General features: G+C 69.5%; 21 protein-coding genes. 13 read left to right on the plus strand and 8 right to left on the minus strand.

What is annotated here, in order from left to right:
* The first annotated feature begins 87 nt into the window (after positions 1 to 87).
* From J5X75_RS03455 to J5X75_RS03465, 3 genes are read left to right on the plus strand one after another with little or no spacing between them, the layout of a single operon-like run.
* Positions 88 to 459, plus strand: a complete 372-nt coding sequence (locus J5X75_RS03455; RefSeq protein ID WP_208465788.1) for a BlaI/MecI/CopY family transcriptional regulator — start codon at positions 88 to 90, stop codon at positions 457 to 459.
* Positions 456 to 1,367 (plus strand): M56 family metallopeptidase, encoded by a 912-nt coding sequence (locus J5X75_RS03460; RefSeq protein ID WP_208465790.1) that lies wholly within the window; start codon positions 456 to 458, stop codon positions 1,365 to 1,367. Before J5X75_RS03455 ends, J5X75_RS03460 begins: the two co-directional genes overlap by 4 nt.
* Positions 1,364 to 2,995, plus strand: a complete 1,632-nt coding sequence (locus J5X75_RS03465) for a copper resistance CopC/CopD family protein (protein ID WP_307797907.1) — start codon at positions 1,364 to 1,366, stop codon at positions 2,993 to 2,995. Before J5X75_RS03460 ends, J5X75_RS03465 begins: the two co-directional genes overlap by 4 nt.
* Here J5X75_RS03465 and J5X75_RS43890 read toward each other — a convergent pair.
* Positions 2,988 to 3,395: a M23 family metallopeptidase gene (locus tag J5X75_RS43890; RefSeq protein WP_238487283.1), complete on the minus strand. Its 408-nt coding sequence runs from the start codon at positions 3,393 to 3,395 to the stop codon at positions 2,988 to 2,990. The genes J5X75_RS03465 and J5X75_RS43890 overlap by 8 nt on opposite strands.
* Before the next feature lie 479 nt (positions 3,396 to 3,874).
* Between J5X75_RS43890 and J5X75_RS03475 the strand changes: the two genes are divergently transcribed.
* The 7 genes from J5X75_RS03475 (at position 3,875) to J5X75_RS03505 (ending at position 10,031) form a co-directional block, all read left to right on the plus strand.
* The gene (locus J5X75_RS03475) at positions 3,875 to 4,354 is read left to right on the plus strand and encodes a PH domain-containing protein (RefSeq protein WP_208465796.1); all 480 of its coding nucleotides are present in this window, start codon (positions 3,875 to 3,877) and stop codon (positions 4,352 to 4,354) included.
* Between the two features lie 163 nt (positions 4,355 to 4,517).
* Positions 4,518 to 4,886: an iron chaperone gene (locus J5X75_RS03480; RefSeq protein WP_208465798.1), complete on the plus strand. Its 369-nt coding sequence runs from the start codon at positions 4,518 to 4,520 to the stop codon at positions 4,884 to 4,886.
* 227 nt (positions 4,887 to 5,113) lie between these two features.
* Positions 5,114 to 5,566 (plus strand): hypothetical protein, encoded by a 453-nt coding sequence (locus J5X75_RS03485; protein ID WP_208465799.1) that lies wholly within the window; start codon positions 5,114 to 5,116, stop codon positions 5,564 to 5,566.
* A 270-nt stretch (positions 5,567 to 5,836) separates the two neighbouring features.
* Positions 5,837 to 6,595, plus strand: a complete 759-nt coding sequence (locus tag J5X75_RS03490) for a DsbA family protein (RefSeq protein ID WP_208465800.1) — start codon at positions 5,837 to 5,839, stop codon at positions 6,593 to 6,595.
* 599 nt (positions 6,596 to 7,194) lie between these two features.
* Positions 7,195 to 7,545 (plus strand): hypothetical protein, encoded by a 351-nt coding sequence (locus J5X75_RS03495; RefSeq protein WP_208465801.1) that lies wholly within the window; start codon positions 7,195 to 7,197, stop codon positions 7,543 to 7,545.
* 126 nt (positions 7,546 to 7,671) lie between these two features.
* Positions 7,672 to 8,766, plus strand: coding sequence for a PLP-dependent cysteine synthase family protein (locus tag J5X75_RS03500; protein ID WP_274383413.1), 1,095 nt, complete (start codon positions 7,672 to 7,674; stop codon positions 8,764 to 8,766).
* Positions 8,733 to 10,031, plus strand: coding sequence for an MDR family MFS transporter (locus J5X75_RS03505; RefSeq protein WP_307797908.1), 1,299 nt, complete (start codon positions 8,733 to 8,735; stop codon positions 10,029 to 10,031). Before J5X75_RS03500 ends, J5X75_RS03505 begins: the two co-directional genes overlap by 34 nt.
* Positions 10,032 to 10,095: 64 nt before the next feature.
* Here the strand turns inward: J5X75_RS03505 and J5X75_RS03510 are convergent, their stop codons facing one another.
* The 5 genes from J5X75_RS03510 to J5X75_RS03530 form a co-directional block, all read right to left on the minus strand.
* A complete protein-coding gene (locus J5X75_RS03510; RefSeq protein ID WP_307797927.1) occupies positions 10,096 to 10,707 on the minus strand; it encodes a vitamin K epoxide reductase family protein in 612 nt (203 codons plus the stop codon).
* A 5-nt stretch (positions 10,708 to 10,712) separates the two neighbouring features.
* Positions 10,713 to 11,354: a DsbA family protein gene (locus J5X75_RS03515; RefSeq protein ID WP_208466144.1), complete on the minus strand. Its 642-nt coding sequence runs from the start codon at positions 11,352 to 11,354 to the stop codon at positions 10,713 to 10,715.
* 310 nt (positions 11,355 to 11,664) lie between these two features.
* A complete protein-coding gene (locus J5X75_RS03520; protein ID WP_208465803.1) occupies positions 11,665 to 11,952 on the minus strand; it encodes a hypothetical protein in 288 nt (95 codons plus the stop codon).
* Positions 11,952 to 12,665 (minus strand): cation efflux transmembrane domain-containing protein, encoded by a 714-nt coding sequence (locus J5X75_RS03525; RefSeq protein WP_208465804.1) that lies wholly within the window; start codon positions 12,663 to 12,665, stop codon positions 11,952 to 11,954. The genes J5X75_RS03520 and J5X75_RS03525 overlap by 1 nt, the downstream gene beginning before the upstream one ends.
* On the minus strand, positions 12,665 to 13,009 hold the full coding sequence (locus J5X75_RS03530; protein ID WP_208465805.1) for an ArsR/SmtB family transcription factor: 345 nt from the start codon (positions 13,007 to 13,009) through the stop codon (positions 12,665 to 12,667). Before J5X75_RS03530 ends, J5X75_RS03525 begins: the two co-directional genes overlap by 1 nt.
* Before the next feature lie 50 nt (positions 13,010 to 13,059).
* On the opposite strand from J5X75_RS03530, the gene J5X75_RS03535 reads away from it, so the two are divergent.
* Positions 13,060 to 13,680, plus strand: a complete 621-nt coding sequence (locus J5X75_RS03535) for a methyltransferase family protein (RefSeq protein ID WP_208465807.1) — start codon at positions 13,060 to 13,062, stop codon at positions 13,678 to 13,680.
* Positions 13,681 to 13,698: 18 nt separating this feature from the next.
* Here J5X75_RS03535 and J5X75_RS03540 read toward each other — a convergent pair whose 3' ends face one another.
* Positions 13,699 to 15,075: a sensor histidine kinase gene (locus J5X75_RS03540; protein ID WP_208465809.1), complete on the minus strand. Its 1,377-nt coding sequence runs from the start codon at positions 15,073 to 15,075 to the stop codon at positions 13,699 to 13,701.
* Positions 15,072 to 15,761, minus strand: a complete 690-nt coding sequence (locus J5X75_RS03545) for a response regulator transcription factor (RefSeq protein WP_208465810.1) — start codon at positions 15,759 to 15,761, stop codon at positions 15,072 to 15,074. Before J5X75_RS03545 ends, J5X75_RS03540 begins: the two co-directional genes overlap by 4 nt.
* A gap of 195 nt (positions 15,762 to 15,956) precedes the next feature.
* Here J5X75_RS03545 and J5X75_RS03550 point away from each other — a divergent pair, with 195 nt between their 5' ends.
* Both J5X75_RS03550 and J5X75_RS03555 read left to right on the plus strand, forming a co-directional pair.
* Positions 15,957 to 16,625 carry a methyltransferase domain-containing protein gene (locus J5X75_RS03550; RefSeq protein ID WP_208465812.1) on the plus strand — a complete coding sequence of 223 codons (669 nt, stop codon included), beginning with the start codon at positions 15,957 to 15,959 and terminating at the stop codon, positions 16,623 to 16,625.
* A gap of 514 nt (positions 16,626 to 17,139) precedes the next feature.
* Positions 17,140 to 18,564: a recombinase family protein gene (locus tag J5X75_RS03555; protein WP_372450832.1), complete on the plus strand. Its 1,425-nt coding sequence runs from the start codon at positions 17,140 to 17,142 to the stop codon at positions 18,562 to 18,564.
* The last annotated feature ends 95 nt before the right edge of the window (positions 18,565 to 18,659 follow it).

Genomic DNA, 18,659 nt, shown 5'->3' on the forward strand with positions numbered 1-18,659 from the left:
CACTGTACCTAAGCAACTTAGGAGATTAAGTGTTGGGGCCCGAGGGCGGTACTCTCTGCCGAGGCCGCGACACGAAAAGGGGTGTGCATGCGAGGGTTCGGCGACCTGGAGTCGGCGATCATGCAGGCGTTGTGGGACCAGGATGGGCCGACCAGCGTCCGCCAGGTGTGGTCGGTGCTGCAGCCGGACCGTCCGCTGGCCTACAACACGGTGCTGACCGTGGTCGACAACCTGTACAAGAAGGGCTGGCTGCACCGCGAACGCGACGGTCGCGCCTTCCGGTACTGGCCGAAGGCCACCCGCGCTGACTACGGCGTCCAGCTGATGCGCGACGCGATGGCCGAGAGCGGCGACCCGGCCGGCTCGCTGGTGAACTTCGTCCGCCAGCTCGACGACCAGCAGAGCGCCGCACTGCGCGAAGCCCTGCAAACATACGAGGCCGGCGAGAACCCTTCATGATCTCGATCCTGCTGCTGACGGTCGCCGCGACGGTGCTCACCGCCGCAGCACACTGGCTGCCCGCAGCCAGTTGGGTGTACCGGGCCCCGCGGCTCGGGATCGCCGCCTGGTACGCGGCACTGATCACCGGCGCCGCGGCGATCGGCTGTGCGGTCGCCGAGGTTCTGTGGCCCTGGCAGGCGGCGGGCGAGCACGGCCCCCTAGTGTGGCTGATGGTCCGGCTGCTGGCCGCCGGCGCGGTTGCCGTGACCGCGCTGGTGCTGCTGCGCACCGCTCGTGCGGCCCGCACGATCGTGGACTCCCGGCGCCGGCACCGTGATCTGGTACGCCTGACTGGACGGCGCCGCCCCGACCTCGATGTCACGGTGATCGAGCATCCGCAACCGGCGGCCTACGTCGCCGGCCCGTCGTGCACGGTAATCACCAGCGGAGCGCTGGATTGCCTCGACGGCCGGGAGGTCGCCGCGGTACTGGCCCACGAACGCGCCCACGGCGCCGGCCGCCACCAACTGCTGCTCGACATGCTTCAGATCGCCGCCCTGGTGTTGCCGCGCTCCCGTGTCGTCGCCACTGCGCGCGAACAGGTGGGCAGGCTGGTGGAGATCCGCGCCGACGAGGTCGCCACCCGCCGGCATGCTCCGCTGAGCCTGGCCCGGGCCTTGGTCGCCATGACCACCACCGCGCCGGGTGGAGGCCCCACGGCACCGGCCGGCGTGACAGCCGCGACCGGCGGGCACACCGCCGAACGGATGCACCGGCTGATGCGCCCCCCACCGCCGCTGCCCACCTTCGCGAGCGCCGTCCTGCTGTCGGCGGTGATCGCTTTGCCCGTGCTGCCACCGACGCTCGCGGCGGCCTGCCGGTGGTGGCCGATCCTGGCCTCCTGCCTGTGGGATCTGTGGCCGTGACCGCAACCCGCCGCATTCTGGCCGCCCTGGCCGTCGGATGGTTGCTGGCCCTGCTGACTCCGGCGACCGCGGCGCAGGCACACGCGACCCTGGCGAGCAGTGACCCGCAGTCCGGCGCCGTACTCCCGCAGGCTCCAGCCACGGTGACCTTGACCTTCACCGAGTCCGTGCAGGCGATCACCGACCGGATCAGGGTGCTCGACCCCGACAACGCCCGCGTCGACAAAGGGCAGCCGACGGTGTCCGGATCCACGGTGTCGATCACCGTCGACGCCGGCAAACAGGGCACCTACCTGGTCAGCTACCGAGTCGTATCCGCCGACAGCCACCCGGTCGCCGGAGCCTTCACCTTCTCCGTCGGCGCGCCCTCGCAACGTTCGGCCACCGACGACGAGGCCCCGGCCCAGGCGTCGACCGCGGTGCGAACCGCGTTGCCGATCGTCCGGTGGGCGGGCTACGTGGGCCTGCTGCTGACCGTCGGCGCGGTGCTGGTGCTGACGATGCTGTGGCCGCACCGGCTCTCCCGCGCCGGGCCGGCCCGTCTCGCGTACACCGGCTTCGGCTTGATCACCGCCAGCACACTCGCGGGACTGTGGCTGCAGGTGCCCTACACCACCGGCGGCGGCCTGCTCGACGCCGGACCAGGCGAACTGGCCGACCTGATCGGCACCAAGTTCGGGACAGTACTGCTGATCCGGCTCGTCGTCGTGGCGGTCGCCGTCGTGCTCGCCCGGCCACTGCTGTCCGGCACGGGTGACTCCCAGCGCCTGCACCGGGACGTCCTCGCCGTCCTCAGCCTGGTCGGACTGGCCACCTGGTCACTGAGCGGGCACCCCGCCGCGTCCCCCGTCCCGACCGTATCGGTCATCATCGACACCCTGCACCTCGGGGCCATGGCTGTCTGGCTCGGCGGCCTGGTCATGCTGCTGGCTCTTCTACTGCCCCGGGCCAGCGACAGCGAACGACAGGCGATCCTGCCGATCTGGGGACGTTGGGCCGCCGCTGCCGTCGCCGCCCTGGCCTTCACCGGCATCGTTCAGGCCCTCATCGAGATCGGCACCTTCTCCGCCCTGATCACCTCGACCTATGGCCGGCTGCTGCTGGCGAAACTGGCGCTGGTTGCTCTGGCACTGGGCGCGGCCGCGCTCGCCCGCCGGCACCTATCGCGCACGGGCGGTACCGGCACGCTGCGGCGCCTGATCGCCACCGAGGTCGTGATCACCGCCGTGGTGCTGGCGGTCACCAGCGTGCTGGTGCAGACTCCACCGGCCCGGGTGCCGCCCGCCGCCCCGGCGACCGGGGAGACCGGCCAACAGGTTCAGACCTTGCGGCATCGGACGTTCTCGTTGCAGGTCACCGTCTTCCCGGCCCAGACCGGCAACAACACCCTGCACCTGTACGCCTACGCGCCCGACGGCAAACCGCTGCCAGTGGTCGAGTGGACGGCGACCGCCGCACTGCCCGAGGCCGGTATCGAGCCCATCGAGATTCCGCTGCTGCGCATCACCGACAACCACGCCATCGGCGACATCGCCCTGCCGTCGGTAGGGCAGTGGCAGTTCAAGTTCACGTTGCGCACCTCCGACATCGACCAGGGCACGGTGACCGCCACGTTCCCGATCAGCTGACACCCGCGGTCGATGTCCTGCAGCCGAGGTCGACGCCCCGGTCGCGCATCCACGCGGCCGGGTCGACGGTGTCGTCCCAGCCGCCGTCGCGGACCTCGAAATGCAGGTGCGGTCCGGTGGACCGGCCGGTCGAGCCCTCGGCGCCGATCGGCTGGCCCGCCACGACCCGCTGACCCGGGCGTACGGTCGCGGCCGCCAGGTGCGCATAGTGGGTGCTGGTTCCGTCCGAGTGCTGGATCAGTACCGAGACGCCGTACCCGCCGTAGACGCTGCCCGCCGTGACCACGGTGCCGGACCCGGCGGCCACGACCGGTGTCCCTTGCGGGGCGGCCCGGTCGATTCCGGCGTGCAGCCGTCCCCACCGCGGCCCGAAGCACGAGGTCACCGCGCCCGACGGCATCGGGTCAACCCACTGGGCTGCCGGCCGCGGCCGGACCCGCCGCTGAACCTGGTCGGCCACCGGCATCGCGGTCAGAGCCGTCTGCGCCGGTAGTGCCTCTCGCTGTACAGGCGCTGCCGGCAGTGGGCTGATCGGCGCTGCTCGCGTGGACCGTCCGTCCGCGGATGCCGGGCTTGCCTGCTCCGCGGCGCCGAGCAGCGACGCCAGCACCGCCACGCCGCCCAGGGACGCCGCCGCCGCCGTCGTCGCAGCAGCCCGAGACGACGGCGGCCCGGCACGATGCCGGCCGGGTCGTCCGGTGCGGCGATGCCGGCCCGTCGTCGCTGCTGGAGCGCCGTACGGCGAAAGCATGATCCTCCTGGCTGCGCAGAGCGACACGAGCATGTGTCATGTCGGCGGCGAACCGCCGCGGCCCAAGCGCGTTGGCGCACCGGCAACCGCACCGCACCAGTCCCGCAACCATCTCCTAAGCTGCTTAGGTGATCAGATTTCGAACCGCCGCTCCAATGCAGGGCGACACCCTGCTCGTACGACCCCGCCGCCTCCGCCAGGCCACCGCCGGATTCGCCGCCATGGTCCTGATCTCGTTCGTCGTCTCCGGCCTGACCCTGCCGGAAACCACCGCCACCGGTGGCCGACTGTTCGCCACCGATGCCGGGGGCCTGATCGGCACCGGCCTGATCCTCGGCGCCGCGGCGCTCACACCGCTGCGGATCAGCGTGCGCGCCGACGCCGACGGCATCCACATCCGCAACCTTGTCAGCGCCTACGACCTTGCCTGGCCGATGGTCCGAGCAGTGCGCTACCAGCGAGGTGTCCCGTGGGCCACCATCGAACTGATCAACGACGAGCACGTGCCCATCCTCGCCGTCCAGATCAGTGACGGCGGCCGGGCGCTGGAGGCGATCCGCGGCCTGCGCGCCCTGCACGCCACCGGAGCACAGCACCCCCAGGCCTGACCAGGCGGTCGCCGGAAAGCTTCACCTGTCACTTTCTGGACAAGATGGTCGGCAACACCCCGGTGCTGTGGATCTTGTGGCGACTCGTGTCCTCCCTGAACTACGACGGACGCCGAATGTTTCATGAAGCGTGACCCCGGTTCCGAGGTGTCACGATGGCGGCATGGGCGAGGTGACTGACTACATCGCCGACCGGGAGGAGCCCGCCCGCTCGGTGCTCGAGCGGTACCGCCTGCAGACAATGACCGTCGTGCCGGAAGCGGAGCAGGGCAAGGGCTACGGGATGGCGGCACTTCGGTACCGGGGCCGACCGCTGGTCAGCGTCGTCTCGACGCGGCAGGGCTATTCCGTCTTCCCCTTCAGCGCCGACGTGGTCGCTAGCGTGGTGGCCGGGCTCGACGGCTTCGATTCCACCAAGGGCGGCATCAGATTCACCGACCAGCGGCACTTGCCTGACCAGGCGTTCGAGGCTCTCGTGGCGCGCCGGCGCGACGAGATCGACGCCGCTCTGGCCCGCCCGCGGCGCGGGTAGCCCAACGCAGTACGGACGTTCGGCCCTAACGCGACGTGCGGGGGCAGGACACCGTGGCGACTACGCACGGACCCGTGCTCAGTTGTCGTATACCCATGGGAGGCCGCAGTGCCGGACGGCAATCGCTACCTCCTCGGTGTCTTCGTCGCGGCGCACCGATGACCGCCGGTCGGGTTCGTCTTTTGCCAGGACCGGTCCGGTCCGGTTGGTTCCCCTCGCTGGGCGGCGTGCTGATTACCGCCATAGCGTGGCTGCTCAGCCATCAGCTTCCGATGGTGGCGGTGCAGCGCTGCATGGCGCCGGACCGGCGGTTGGCGTGGCTGGGGATTCACCTGGCGTTGCTGCGTGAGCATGCGGAGTGCGCCGCGGGTCAGATGGCGTTGGACGTCAGCCCGGGGCGTATCGCCGGGATCGTGGTGCTGGTGGCCGTCCCGCAGCTGCTGGGCAACCTGTTCACCCTCGCCGGGGCGGCCGGTTTGTGGGCCATGCTGCGGGTGGTGCTGGCCGGCGCGGCGGCGGCGCTCGGACGGTTGTCGCCGCGGCTGCACGTCCACGTCATTGCCGCCGCCGGATCGTGCCGGCCGGTGCTGGATCCGGCCTGGGGCCTGTCGCTGCGGCCCTGGCAGCTGGATCGCTCTCCGGTACGCCGTCGCGGGCCTCCGCTGCCGTCCCCGCTCTGACCTCGTTCGTGCCGGGATGCCGGCCGCGGTATCCGTGCGCGGTGCCGGCGGCTGAAGCTGCGACGGCGGGTCGGAATTCGGTGGCAGTCCGGATGGCAGACCGAAGCGCACCCGGCGCTGCCGTGTGGCGTGGTGCCGTGGCGCCACTGGCCGATCGTGCTCGCGCTCCGCCGGAGCGCGGTCGGGGTGCCTGCGCCGACACGGGTGCGAGACACCCACGCTCACGCGGTTGCGGGCTGGAGCGCTCAGCAGAGAAAACGAGATCTGATCATGGGTAAGCAAGCACGACTGAAGTCACGCGAGGTACGCAAGGCCCAAGCGGCCATCGCCGCGCAGCGCAAGAGTCCGATCAACGTGGTGACCTGGATCGGCGGGCTGGTCATCGTCGGCCTGCTGATCGCGATCGTCGCCGTGGTGGTCAACGCCACCCGCGACGCGAAAGGCTCGGACGGCAAGCTGGTCAACCCGGCGAACCTGACCGCCAGCGAGGCGCTCCTGGTCGGACAGGCCAGCGCCCCGGTGACAGTGGAGATCTACCTGGACTACATGTGCCCGGCCTGTGGCAGGTTCGAGACGACCAACGCCGCCGAGCTGGACCGGCTGATCGATGCCAAGACGATCAACCTGGAACTGCGCCCGATGAACTTCCTGGACAAGCAATCGCAGGGCAGCCGGTACTCCACCAGGGCGGCCAACGCGGTCGCCACGGTCGCCGACCAGGCACCGGACAAGGTATGGGCGTTCACCAAGGCGCTGTACGCCAACCAGCCCGAGGAGGGCACCACCGGCCTGTCCGACCAGGCGATCGCCGACCTGGCGGTTCAGGCGGGGGTCGCGCAGACCGTGGCCGATCGGTTCAAGGACCGCACCTTCGATGCATGGGTGACCGAGTCCAACGACGACGCGTTCGAGGCCGGGGTCACCGGCACCCCGACCGTCAAGATCAACGGTACGAAGTTCGAGGGTGACGTGTACACCGTGGGCCCGCTGACCCAGGCCATTGAGCAGGCCGCAGGGGGCGCGAAGTAGCGGGTGGTCTCCTGGACCGGTGGGACCGCCTCCGGCACGCGTCGTCAAGTACAGCCACGCGCTGTTCGGATAGGCGCGCGCCGGCGCGGCCCCACTCGCCCGGTCGTGGGCGAGCGGGGCCGCGCCGGATCGGCGCAACGTCAGGCCGGCTTCACGCGACCAACAGCTACAACGACGCTGCAGGTGCTCCGCGACGCGAGGAACGTCGTGACGAGCGTTACGGGTCGGTATAGGCCGACAGCAGGCTACTGCTCCTCGACCATGTCGGCAGCGACCGGCGGATCGTCTACGCCGTCCAGTGGCTGGCCGAACGGATCACCATTCTCCTGCAGGGCGAGCACTTCACGCGGTGCACCCTGCCGCTCGTCGAAGCAGCAGGCTCCGAGACCGTGGAGAGCGAGATACTCAAAGCCGGGCATCGTGCAACGGCTGCACGCCCGCCGCCTGCAATAGCGCTCACCTGACGACACCGTCACTCCGACGAGTACCGGCGAAATACCAGGACAAAATGGTGTAATCGCTAGAATCTACCGGTAATGGACTGTAGCGCAAGCCCGCGTTCGGCGATCACGCCCGGGCTGATCACACGGCTGATCGCTGTGCTGCTCATCCTGGCCGGGGCCACAGCCGCGCAACATCCGAGCACCGCCGCCCAGCACGGCAGCACCGACATCCTGCTCACAGTGCAGACCATGGGTGAATACGCCACCGCACTCCACCAGCGATCCACGGATGGCGGCAGCAGCCACGGCCACGCGAACCCCGGCTTTCGGCTAGCGCATCCATGCCCACAGTCGGTCGCGCCGCCGCAACCCGGCTGGACCGCCCCATCGCTGACACTCGCCACGGTCGGCGTCGTGTCCCAGGGCGAAGGCATTCCCGCCGACTGCACCGCCGGCACGGGTGTTCCACGCGACGTACTGCTGTTGACGAGCGTCAGCCGGATCTGACAGGGCCCACACGCCGCGCACTGCGGGGCGTGTCACCGACGCCCACATTCGTTCGCCCGCCGTCCGAAGCCCGGCGCGATCGCGCCGCGCCCTCGAAACGGCGACCTGTCAAGAACGGCTTGATCCATGACTCATGTCCTTCCCGCACGCCCGGCCCCCAGCCAGTTGATCTCCAGCTCCACCTGCCACTTCCTGGACCAGATGGTCGGCAACACCCCGGTGCTGTGGACCAGCGACATCCACAGCACACCCGGCCGCGGGTTCTGGGCCAAACTCGAAGGCCACAATCCCGGCGGCATCAAGGACCGGCCCGGCCTGCACCTGATCCAGCAGGCCCGCGCCCGCGGCGATCTCGCCCCCGGCGCCCCGGTCGTCGAATCGACCTCCGGCACCCTGGGACTCGGCCTCGCCCTGGCCGGGCTCGTGCACGGCCATCCGGTCACCCTGGTAACCGACCCCGGCATGGAGCCGTCGATGCGGCACCTGCTGTCCGCCTACGGCGCGACCGTCGATGTCGTCGACCGGCCCCACCCGACCGGCGGCTGGCAACAGGCCCGCCGCGACCGGGTCCAGCGGCTGTTGACCCAGCATCCGGGCGCCTACTGCCCGGACCAGTACAACAATCCCGACAACGTCGACGCCTACCAGGGCTTGGCGCTGGAGCTCGTTGCCCAGCTCGGCCGCATCGACGTGCTGGTGTGCAGCGTCGGTACCGGCGGGCACAGCGCCGGCATCAGCCGCGTGCTGCGCGAGTTCTTCCCACGGCTGCGGCTGATCGGCGTCGACGCCACCGGCTCGACGATCTTCGGCCAGCCCGCCCGTAGTCGGCTGATGCGCGGGCTGGGCAGCAGCATCCACCCACGTAACGTCGACTACACGGCCTTCGACGAGGTCCATTGGGTCGCCCCGCACGAAGCGGTCTGGACCTGCCGGCGATTGGCCTCCACCGGCTATGTCACCGGCGGCTGGAGCGTCGGCGCGGTCGCCGTGGTCGCCTCATGGGCCGCCCGCACCCTGGCCGACGACACCCGTATCGTCGCGGTCTTCCCCGACGGCCCGCACCGCTACGCCGAGACCATCTACAGCGACGATTACTGCCACCAGCACGGGCTGCTCGACCAGCCGCCCGCCCACGAACCGGACGAGATCAGCCATCCCGGCCAAGCCGAAGCCGTGCGGTGGACCCGGTGCACGACCGTCGTCGATCCGGCACACCCGTGACCGGCACCGTCGCGCAGGTGCGCTCCTTCAACCGGCCGATCCAGTTGCTGCTGGTCAACCAGCTGAGCATCAACATCGGCTTCTACATGCTGATGCCCTACCTCGCCGGACACCTGTCCGGCACCCTTGCCCTGGCGGCCTGGGCGGTCGGACTCATCCTCGGCGCGCGCAACCTCAGCCAGCAGGGCATGTTCCTGATCGGCGGCAGCCTCGCCGACCGGCTCGGCTGCAAACCGCTGATCCTGGCCGGCCTCGGGCTGCGGGTCGTCGGGTTCGGGCTGCTCGGCTTCGCGTCCTCACTGCCGATGCTGATCGTGGCGTCGCTGCTGACCGGGCTGGCCGGGGCACTGTTCAACCCGGCCGTGCGCGCCTACCTCGCGGCTGAGGCGGGCGACCGCAAGACCGAGGCGTTCGCCGTGTTCAACGTCTTCTACCAGGCGGGCATCCTGGCCGGTCCGCTGGTCGGCCTGGCCCTGCTCGGCGCCTCGTTCCGCTGGGTGTGCGTCACCGCCGCGGTGCTGTTCCTGATCCTGTTCGTCCTGCAGGCCCGGGCCCTGCCCGCCCGGCAAACCGACGCCGCCGAGCCACGGCAGCGGCTGCTTGCCGACTGGCGGCAGATGACCACGAATCGGCCGTTCCTGCTTTTCAGCCTGGCGATGGCCGGCAGCTACGTGCTCAACTTCCAGGTCTACCTGGCTTTGCCGATGCGCGCCCAGGAGCAGGCCGGGGGCCAGGTCGGCGTAGCTGTCATGTTCGCTGTCTCCGGGCTGCTCACCGTGGCTGGGCAGGTTCGGCTGACCGCGTGGGCGAAGGCCCGGTGGAGCCCATCGGAAGCGATCGTGCGGGGCTTGTGGTTGATGGCGGCGGCGTTCCTGCCGCTCGCGGTCACCGCCGGGCTCGGACCAGCCGCGCCCGGTTGGGTGAGCGCAGCGCTGCACTTGACGCCGGTGCTGACCAGCACGATCCTGCTCACCGCCGCCACCATGATCGTGTACCCGTTCGAGATGGCCACCATCGTCAACCTGGCCGGGCCACGCCTGGTCGGCACCTACTACGGGCTGTACAACACGATCGCCGGGGTGGGCATCGCCGCCGGGAACCTGCTCACCGGCGCCGCTATCGACGCCGGTCGTGAGTCGGGTCTTGACGCACTGACCTGGATCGCACTGACGGCCATCGGAGCAGCCTGCGCGGTCGCGGTCGCGATGCTGGCCCGCTCCGGTGGTCTGGCCCGTACACGGGCCCCGGCACGCGCCGGGAGCTGACCCGCACCTGTTGGATCTGAGCCGAGATCGATCTCGGCTCAGATCCAACAGGGACCGGGTCCGATCACAACAGCGTGCGCCAGTAGTCCCAGAACTCGACGCCGATCAACGCCGTGACAGCTAGCACCCACACCGTCGGGACAACGCTGTGCACCCGCAGCAGAGCGTCGGTCAAACCGGCCGGAGCCGATAGGTGGCCCCGTTCGGCGTTGTAGAGGACGAGGTAGGAGAACAGCACGATCATGACGACCCAGACGACCATGCAGTACGGGCAGAGCGCTCCGATGCGGTAGAGGCTCTGGAACATCAACCAGTGCACAAAGGCGATCCCGAACACCGTGCCGGCCTGCACGGCGAGCCACCACCAACGCGGCAGACGGACACCGGCGAGCACCGCGGCGCCGGTGGCGGCCACCACCGGGAACGCGGCGATGCCGATCAGCGGGTTCGGGAACCCGAACACCTCGGCCTGCCCGGTCGTCATGATCGACCCGCAGGACAGGATCGGGTTGATCGAACAGGACGGCGTGTACGACGGATCCTTGAGCAGCGCGATCTTCTCGACGGTCAGGATGAACGCGGCGAGCGCGCCGACGAGTCCCCCGATCGTCAGCAGCCAGCCGATCAGCCGGTCGGACAGCACCGGTTCCTCGACCGTGATGTCCTCCCGCAGCACGGCCGTCACTTGGCGAGAGCCGTGTCGATGGTGGACTTGAGCCCGTCGTAGGACGGCTGCCCGGTGAACTTCTCACCGTTGATGAAGAACGTCGGCGTACCGGCGACGCCCAGCGACGTGCCATCGGCAGAGTCGGCCTTCACCCGGGCCGCGACGTCGCTGTCGGTCACGTCGGCCTTGAATTTGGCCAGATCCAGGCCGAGGTCGGTCGCGTACTGCTCGAACACGGCAGCCTGGGACTGCTCGTTGTGGCCCCACGTGGTCTGGTTGTCGAACAGTTTGACGTACATCTGCTCGAACTTGCCCTGCCGGGCGGCGGCCTCCGCGGCGTGGGCGGCGTTGTAGGCGTTGGGGTGGCTGGCGATAGGGAAGTACCGCACCACGTAGGTGATCTTGTCGCCGTACTCGGCGCGCAGCTTCTCCACGCCGGGGTAGGCGGCGCCACACGCCTCGCACTCGAAGTCGAGGAACTCCACCACGGTGACCTTGCCGTCCGCCGCCGTCGACAACCGGTGACTGTCGGCCCGGACCAGCGCGTCGGCGCTCGCGGCCGGCGAGGAGCCGCCGCTGTTGACCAGCACCACCACCACGACGGCTACGAGCGCGGCGGCCAGGACACCGAGGGTCACCTTCAGATTGGTGCTCATGCCGGGTTTGCGCAGCTGACGGGTGGCTTTACTCGCCGAGGCTCTAGCCGCTGCCTTGCCGTGCCCACGCGTCGGCGCGGTGTTGCGGTTGCGGGCCTTGGCGTCACTCGCCGGCATCACGGTCCTCCTTCAGCCGCGAGGACGGGTTCCTCGCGGCACCGTCGTGACGATACAGCTGCCGCTTTATCGTCTGCCGGATTACGTCACTGAGGGTTTCCTGTGAAGCACTGTAGGGTGATGCCGTTTCAGGGTCACCGGTCCACCTGCGGGCGTAGGCAAGCGCCGTACATGCCACCGGCAACGGCCGCCGTCATCGACGGCGAAGCTGCTCGTAACGCTCGCGTGGCTCGGCGGTGAGCGGATCGATACCGTGCCGCCGGCACCAGAGCACATGGAAGACGGCGCCAGCCGCGGGCAGGCCGACGATCCAGATGAAGGTCCACGGCCGTCCGGCCCACAGGCCGATCAGGCCGGTGACCGCGAGGTACGCGAGCCACCGGCTGACCCGCGCCCACCAGGGCCGGACGGTCTCGAAATGCCCGAAGCCCGTGGTGAGCACGGCGATCAGGACCGAGCTGGTCAGCCACTCCGCCGCCATTACCGCTCGTCGGCGCAGCAGCCGTCGGCGCAACCGTCGTCAGCGCCTGCCTCCTGGGCGGCGGCGAGGGGGTTGGGTGCGCAGCAGGCGTCGCCGCGCCAGGCCTCCCGGCCTTCCTTCACCGCGACGGCCGCGATGACCAGCGCGGCGACCGGGTCGGCCCACGACCACCCGAACAGGCTGTTCACGGCAAGACCGACAAGCAAGACCGCGGAGAGGTACGTGCACAGCAGCGTCTGCTTCGAGTCGGCGACCGCCGACCGTGACCCGAGTTCACGCCCGGCGCGGCGCTGCGCGTACGACAAGCCGGGCATGATCGCCAGCGAGAGGGCCGCCAGAGCCAGGCCGATGGTGGAGTGCTCGGCATCCGCGCCGCCGATCAGGGCACGCACCGATTCGACGGTGACGTAGGCGGCCAGAGCGAAGAACGAGACCGCAATGATCCGCAGCGCGGTCTTCTCTCGCCGCTCGGGATCCTTACCGGCGAACTGCCAGGCCACCGCGGCGGCCGAGGACACCTCGATCACCGAGTCGAGACCGAACCCGATTAGCGCGGTCGACGACGCGATCGTGCCGGCGGTGATCGCCACGACCGCCTCGACCACGTTGTAGGTGATGGTCGCGGCCACGAGCCAGCGAACACGGCGGGTCAGCACGGCACGCCGCTGCTGGGCGGGGCCGACCGGGGCGATCTGGATCAGCGGACCGCTCATCAACAGCAGCCCTTCTCGGCCGAGTCGGCGCAGACTTCCGGGTCGACGGCCAGCGCTAGGCCGAGCAGGTCACCCAAAGCGTGCGCGAGCCGCTGATCGGCGAGCTCGTAACGGACCCGGCGGCCCTCGGGTACCGCGACCACCAGGCCGCAGCCGCGCAGGCAGGTCAGGTGGTTCGACAGTTTCTGCCGGGTGCAGCCGAGCATGTCGGCCAGTTCGGCTGGATAGCCGGGGCCGTCACGCAGGGCGAGCAGAAGCCGGGCGCGGGTCGGGTCGGACAGGGCGTGGCCGAAGCGTGCCAGTACCGAGCCGTGAGTCAGGGTCTCCACACCAGAACAGTACATCGAATGCTGTACTGTCGCCAGGTGAAGCCACCACCGAAAGGGAAACCACCATGGCCTGGCTCGCATTCACCCTCTACCTCACCGGCGTACTCGTCGCCTTCGGGCTGCGCACCTGGCTGCACCGCCGCCGTACCGGCGACACCGGCCACCGGCACAGCCACCCGCCGATCGGCACTGCCGCCTGGTGGGCCCAGATCCTGCTCGCCGCTGGCCTGCTCGGCGGCTTCGCGGCACCGCTGCTCGACGCCACCGGGCTCCTCGCCCCAGTGCCGATCCTCGACCATTCCTGGCTGCACATCGTCGGCCTGATCGCCGCCGTTGCCGGGTTCATCGGCATTCCCGCCGCCCAGCACGCCATGGGCGCGTCCTGGCGCATCGGCGTCAACGCGGCCGAACGCACCACGCTGGTCACCGCCGGCGCCTTCCGGTTCGTGCGCAACCCGATCTTCACCGCCATGCTGACCGCTACCGCCGGGATCACCGCGATGACCCCCACCTGGCCTCAGCTGCTCGTGCTGGCCGCCGTGTTCGCGGGAATCGAACTACAGGTCCGCGTCGTCGAAGAGCCGTACCTGCAAGCAACCCATGGCCCGGCCTACGTCGCCTACACCCGGCGCACCGGCCGCTTCCTGCCCGGAATCGGCAAGGCCGGACACGAGATCAGCGCTTGAGCACTCTCGGCACTCCCGCTACGGCGTGGGCGGCCGCGGATGCGGTGCCCGGCGAAGCCGGACGGTGGCGTCGATACCGCCGGCGGGTGCGGCACGGAGTTCGGCCTCGCCGCCACTGATGCGGGCGAGCTGCCGGACGATGGTCAGCCCGAGACCGGAGCCGTCGTCGGCGGAACCCGCCACCCGCCAGAAGCGGTCGAACGCGCGGGCCCGGTCCTCGTCGCTCAAACCAGGCCCCTGATCCACGACATGCAGCTCCACGGTGGCTCCATCCTCGGGTGGGACCGTGGCGCCGACGGTGATCACGGTCTGTGGCGGCGTGACGCGCAGAGCATTGGCGAGAAGGTTGTCGACGATCTGCTCGATCGCTTCGGGCACCGCCCAAGCGGTACCCAGCGCGCCCGGGGAGCGAACCAGGGCGACGTCCTGTTCGGACGCGTACGCCGACCAGTTGTCGATGCGTTCGTCGATGAGTGTGTCCAGGTCGACGGGTTCCCGGTCGGCCGCCTGGTGCTCGAGGTGCGCCAGAGCGAGCAGCCCGTGGACCATACGGGTGAGGCGGTCCACCTCGGTGATAGCGGCGTCGAGATCGGGACGGGCGGTGTCGGCGACGGCGGGTTCCAGATTCTCCAGCCGTAACCGTAACGCGGTCAGCGGCGATCGTAGCTGGTGGGAGACGGTGGACGTGAAGTCTCGCTGACCGGTGATGAGCCGGTGCAGCCGCCGCGAGGTCTCGGACAGGCGGACGGCGAGACGCCGCAGCTCCGGCGGGCCGATGCCCGCGGTCGGCAACTCGCCGCCGTGGCCGATTACCTCAGCGGCATCTTCAAGGCGACGAACGGGACGGGTGATCCAACGCGTCAGTGCCAGGCCGGCGACGGTGACGAGAAGGAGAATGAGTGCACTGCCGACGGCGAGCGTCAACCAGAAGCGAGTCGCCGCCGCATCGACCGCAGTGGACGGGTAGGCGATCAGTACCGCCCCCAGGACATCGGCGCCGATGCGGGCCGGGACCGCAACGTACAGCTCGGTGTCGTTGCCCGGCAGGGGGCGATATCCGATCGCGTGCCGACCGGTCAGGGCTGTGCTGATCGCGGCATCATCGCCGGTGAGTCCCGTACCGGTCGCGGCAAGCACACTTCGGTCGAGACCGACGATTAGAACCCGCGCGTCGCCGGCCATGCCGAAGGCGGTGGTGTGCTCGGCCAGGTGCGCGGTGTCGCCGGTGGCGATGTCGGCTTCGGCCTGTTCGGCCAGGACGACCGCGTCGCGCTCGACGTCAGCGGCGAAGCCGTCACGTTCATGATGGGCATAGACGGTGCCGAGCGGGATGCCGAGAGCGAGCAGAACGGCCACCGCGACAGAGAGGTAGGTGAACAGGATCCGGCGGGTCACGGCGTACCCGGCGTGGCGGATCCGTCGGTGGTGAGCCGGAAGCCGACGCCGCGCAGCGTCTCGATGACCGCGGGGTCGCCGAGTTTGCGGCGCAGTGCGGCGATGTGTACGTCGAGGGTCTTGGTGGGGCCGAAGAAGTGCGGATCCCAGACGGTGTCCAGCAGGTGCTGCCGCGAGCAGGCGGCGCCAGGATCCTCGGCAAGGGCGGCGAGCAGATCGAACTCCTTGGGCGACAGGGCGACGGCGATGCCCCCGACCCGGACCTTGCGCGTACGGCGGTCGATGCGGATCCGGCCGAGTACCTGCTCGCCGCCCGTCGACTCCGTCGCCGCGGGCTGACCGGTGCGGCGGGCGACCGCACGGATACGAGCGACGAGTTCGCGCAGGCCGAAGGGCTTGGACAGGTAGTCGTCGGCGCCCAGTTCCAGGCCGACGACCCGGTCGGTCTCCTCCCCGCGGGCGGTGATCATGATTATCGGCGTGGCGGAGTGCTCGCGTAGCCGGCGACAGACGTCGATGCCGTCCATGTCGGGTAGCCCCAGATCGAGCAACACCATGTCGGCTGGTGCAGCGGACAGCGCCTCGGTGCCGGTGCGGACCCGGGTGACGACGAACCCGTAGCGGTCCAGGCCGGCGATGAGCGGTTCGGCGATGGTGTCGTCGTCCTCGACCAGCAGCACGTCCACCGCTTCAGGATGCCACCGCCCAGCGCGCGCAACCTTGGCCGAAATTTGGGTTCACGCTGGCAATGCCCTAACCGGGTGGTCCCTAGCGTAAATGGAGTGACCGTCAAAACGCCCCCCACCGCACCGGCCCCACTATTTCGCAAAGCACGACGATTCCTGCACGCGGTAGCAGGCACCGTCCGCACGAGAGGAACCGTGGCCGCGGTACGGCTGGCCGCAGCACTGATCGCGGAGATCCTCCTGCGACCTGTCACCCGGCGCCAGGACCGCCTGATGGACCAGCGCCTCGGCATCGGCACCGGCCGCAGCACCGCCGAACCGGTCCTCGACCCGGCCGTGGTTGCGTCGGCGCAACATCGAGACAGCGTCGCGTACTCGCCGACCCCGGTCCACCAATTCCGCAAGATCCTGCGGAGCCTCCCGATCCCGACACCGTCAGCCTTCACCTTCGTCGATCTGGGCTGCGGCAAGGGCAGGACGTTGCTGCTGGCCGCGGAGTACGGCTTCGGCCGAGTGGTCGGTGTGGAGTTCGATCCCACCCTGGCCGAGACAGCCCGCCAGAACGCCACGGGATGTGGCCTGGTCACCCGGTCGACCGCCGGTGCGGTGGAGGTGGTGTGCGGCGATGCCGCACGCTACGAATTCCCTCCCGAACCGACCGTGGTGTTCCTGTTCAACCCGTTCGGCGAGGACACACTGCGGGCCGTCGTCGACCAGATCGAGCAGACACTCGCCCTGTGGCCGCGCCCATTCGTGGTGGCCTACTTCAACCCGATGCACCAGGAGGTACTCGAAGGCAGCACCACGCTCAGAGCCACGATGCGCAACTCCCGCTGGTGCATCTACACCTCAATGGCGGTATGAGAGCCCCTGCAGGCTGGAGCTGTTGGCAGGGTACGAGCGGGCCGTCGCGGCGGGTGAGGACGAGGCGTTTCTGCGGCATCGGCGGTGGCTGCCAACTCCGGATCCGTGCAGGGCAGAGAGCATTCGGCGCGCCATTGGCGGCTGTCACCTTCGAGAGTGGCGGTGCGCTTCTTGTAAGCGTCGCCAGGGTGACTGGCTTTGATGTCCTTCTTGCCCGGTTCGGTGGTGCAGCTGCTATCGATGGATTAGGGCTCGTTGCTCTCCATCGAGGTGATTCACGATGCCGACCACCATGCCTTCTCCTTCTCCGCCAACAATTGATGCCTTCGGCGCCTGGCTACAGGCCGGGCCGTCCACACCGCGGGCTCGTGGCCGTGTCTACTCGCCGGATTCCGGTGCAATTCGGTTCGCCTTCTACGGGCGCATTTCGACGAGTGAGTATCAGGACCCGGTGTCGTCGCGGGCGTGGCAGATCGAGTCGGCGCAGCGGCTGGTCGCCGGCCGGGGCCGGATCGTGGCGGAGTTCTTCGACCCCGGTGCCTCGCGAAGCCTGCCCTGGCGCCGACGTCCGCAGGCGGCCGCGTTGCTGGCCGCTGCTGCCGGCCCGGACCGCCATTTCGACGCTGTTGTGGTGGGGGAATTCGAGCGGGCCTTCGCCGGCGGTGAGGCGCAACGGGTGATCGAGACTCTGCAGAGTTTCGGTGTGCAGGTGTGGTTGCCGGAGGCGCAGGGGCCGGTCGACCTTGATGATGCCGAGCATCGGGCGTTGTTGATGATGCTGGGGCATCAGTCGCAGCGGGAGGTGCGCAGTCGGTTCCGGGTGCGGTCGGCGATGGCGGCGCAGGTTCGTGAGCAGGGCCGTCATCTGGGTGGCCGTCCACCATACGGATACCAACTCGTCGACGCGGGCCCGCACCCGAACAAGGTCCACGCCGGTTGGGGACGGCGCCGGCATCGCCTGGAAGTGGATCCGGCGACGGCGCCGTACATCCGTTGGATCTTCGCCTGGCGGTTGGAAGGCATGAGTACGGCGGGGATCGCGCGGGTGTTGAACGAGCGGCGGATTCCGTCGCCGGCGGCATATGACCGGGTGCGTAACCCGCATCGTGAAGGTGCGGTGTGGACGTTGCGGACGGTCGCGGCGATCCTGGCGAACCCGCGGTACACCGGCCGGGAGGTGTGGAATCGGCAGTTCACCGACCATCGTGAGGCGGTGCCGGGGGATAGGCGGACCAGTCTGGGTCCGGTGCGGGTGTGGAATCCGCGGGAGGACTGGGTGGTCTCGCCGGAGCGGATGCATCCGGCGTTGGTCAGTGACGAGGACTTCACCGCGGTGCAGGCGATCACCGCCCGCGCGATGCCCGAGGACGGGCAGGTTCATCGGTACGCGCTGACCGGGTTGCTGGTGTGCGGGTTGTGTGGCCGGCGGATGTCGGCGCACTGGCTGCGGCGGGCGACGTACCGGTGCCGGCACGGGCGGACCAGCGCCCACCTGGCCGGTAGCCGGGCGAAGTCGGTGTACTGGGCCGAAGCCCGCATCACCGAAGAGATCCTGGCGGCGAACCCCGACATGGCGCATCTGGCAGGCGCTGAGGGCGTGGCGTCGTATCTCCGGTCACGTGGCGCCGTGATCGTGTGCACGGCCGGCAGCCTGACGGTTCAGGACGCGAGCGCGGTCACAATCCAGGAGGAACTCTTCGCAGCACCGGAGCCGTCCCCCGAGAAGAGTGACGAGCCGGAAGCCACCGTCGCCGGCAGTAAGCCGGTGGAAGAGCCGAAGCCGGAGGAGGAACAGAACGACGAGAGCGCTGCCGACGAGGAGACGTCCCGGCCAGAGCAGCGATCGCCGCACCGCCGGCCGCCGGCACGACGGGTGTGGGCGGTGAAGAAGGCCTGGACAGCACAAAACCCCACCAGGCATCACGTAAAACGTGAATGACCTGCGTGGGGTTTATCGTGTCCGAGCATCAAATGGAGCCCAACATCTCCGTCCTGCGTGCCGTACTGGACCCGCCCCAGCAAGAGGCATTCGCG

The organism is Actinoplanes flavus, from assembly GCF_017592555.1.
Lineage (GTDB): Bacteria > Actinomycetota > Actinomycetes > Mycobacteriales > Micromonosporaceae > Actinoplanes > Actinoplanes flavus.

Bases quoted from the DNA above. Each gene is read 5' to 3' on its own strand.
- J5X75_RS03530 (WP_208465805.1), bottom strand. From the start codon at position 13,009: ATGTACTGTTCTGGTGTGGAGACCCTGACTCACGGCTCGGTACTGGCA.
- J5X75_RS43890 (WP_238487283.1), bottom strand. From the start codon at position 3,395: ATGCCGTCGGGCGCGGTGACCTCGTGCTTCGGGCCGCGGTGGGGACGG.
- J5X75_RS03500 (WP_274383413.1), top strand. From the start codon at position 7,672: ATGACTCATGTCCTTCCCGCACGCCCGGCCCCCAGCCAGTTGATCTCC.
- J5X75_RS03520 (WP_208465803.1), bottom strand. From the start codon at position 11,952: ATGGCGGCGGAGTGGCTGACCAGCTCGGTCCTGATCGCCGTGCTCACC.
- J5X75_RS03455 (WP_208465788.1), top strand. From the start codon at position 88: ATGCGAGGGTTCGGCGACCTGGAGTCGGCGATCATGCAGGCGTTGTGG.
- J5X75_RS03525 (WP_208465804.1), bottom strand. From the start codon at position 12,665: ATGAGCGGTCCGCTGATCCAGATCGCCCCGGTCGGCCCCGCCCAGCAG.
- J5X75_RS03480 (WP_208465798.1), top strand. From the start codon at position 4,518: ATGGGCGAGGTGACTGACTACATCGCCGACCGGGAGGAGCCCGCCCGC.
- J5X75_RS03515 (WP_208466144.1), bottom strand. From the start codon at position 11,354: ATGAGCACCAATCTGAAGGTGACCCTCGGTGTCCTGGCCGCCGCGCTC.
- J5X75_RS03460 (WP_208465790.1), top strand. From the start codon at position 456: ATGATCTCGATCCTGCTGCTGACGGTCGCCGCGACGGTGCTCACCGCC.
- J5X75_RS03535 (WP_208465807.1), top strand. From the start codon at position 13,060: ATGGCCTGGCTCGCATTCACCCTCTACCTCACCGGCGTACTCGTCGCC.
- J5X75_RS03490 (WP_208465800.1), top strand. From the start codon at position 5,837: ATGGGTAAGCAAGCACGACTGAAGTCACGCGAGGTACGCAAGGCCCAA.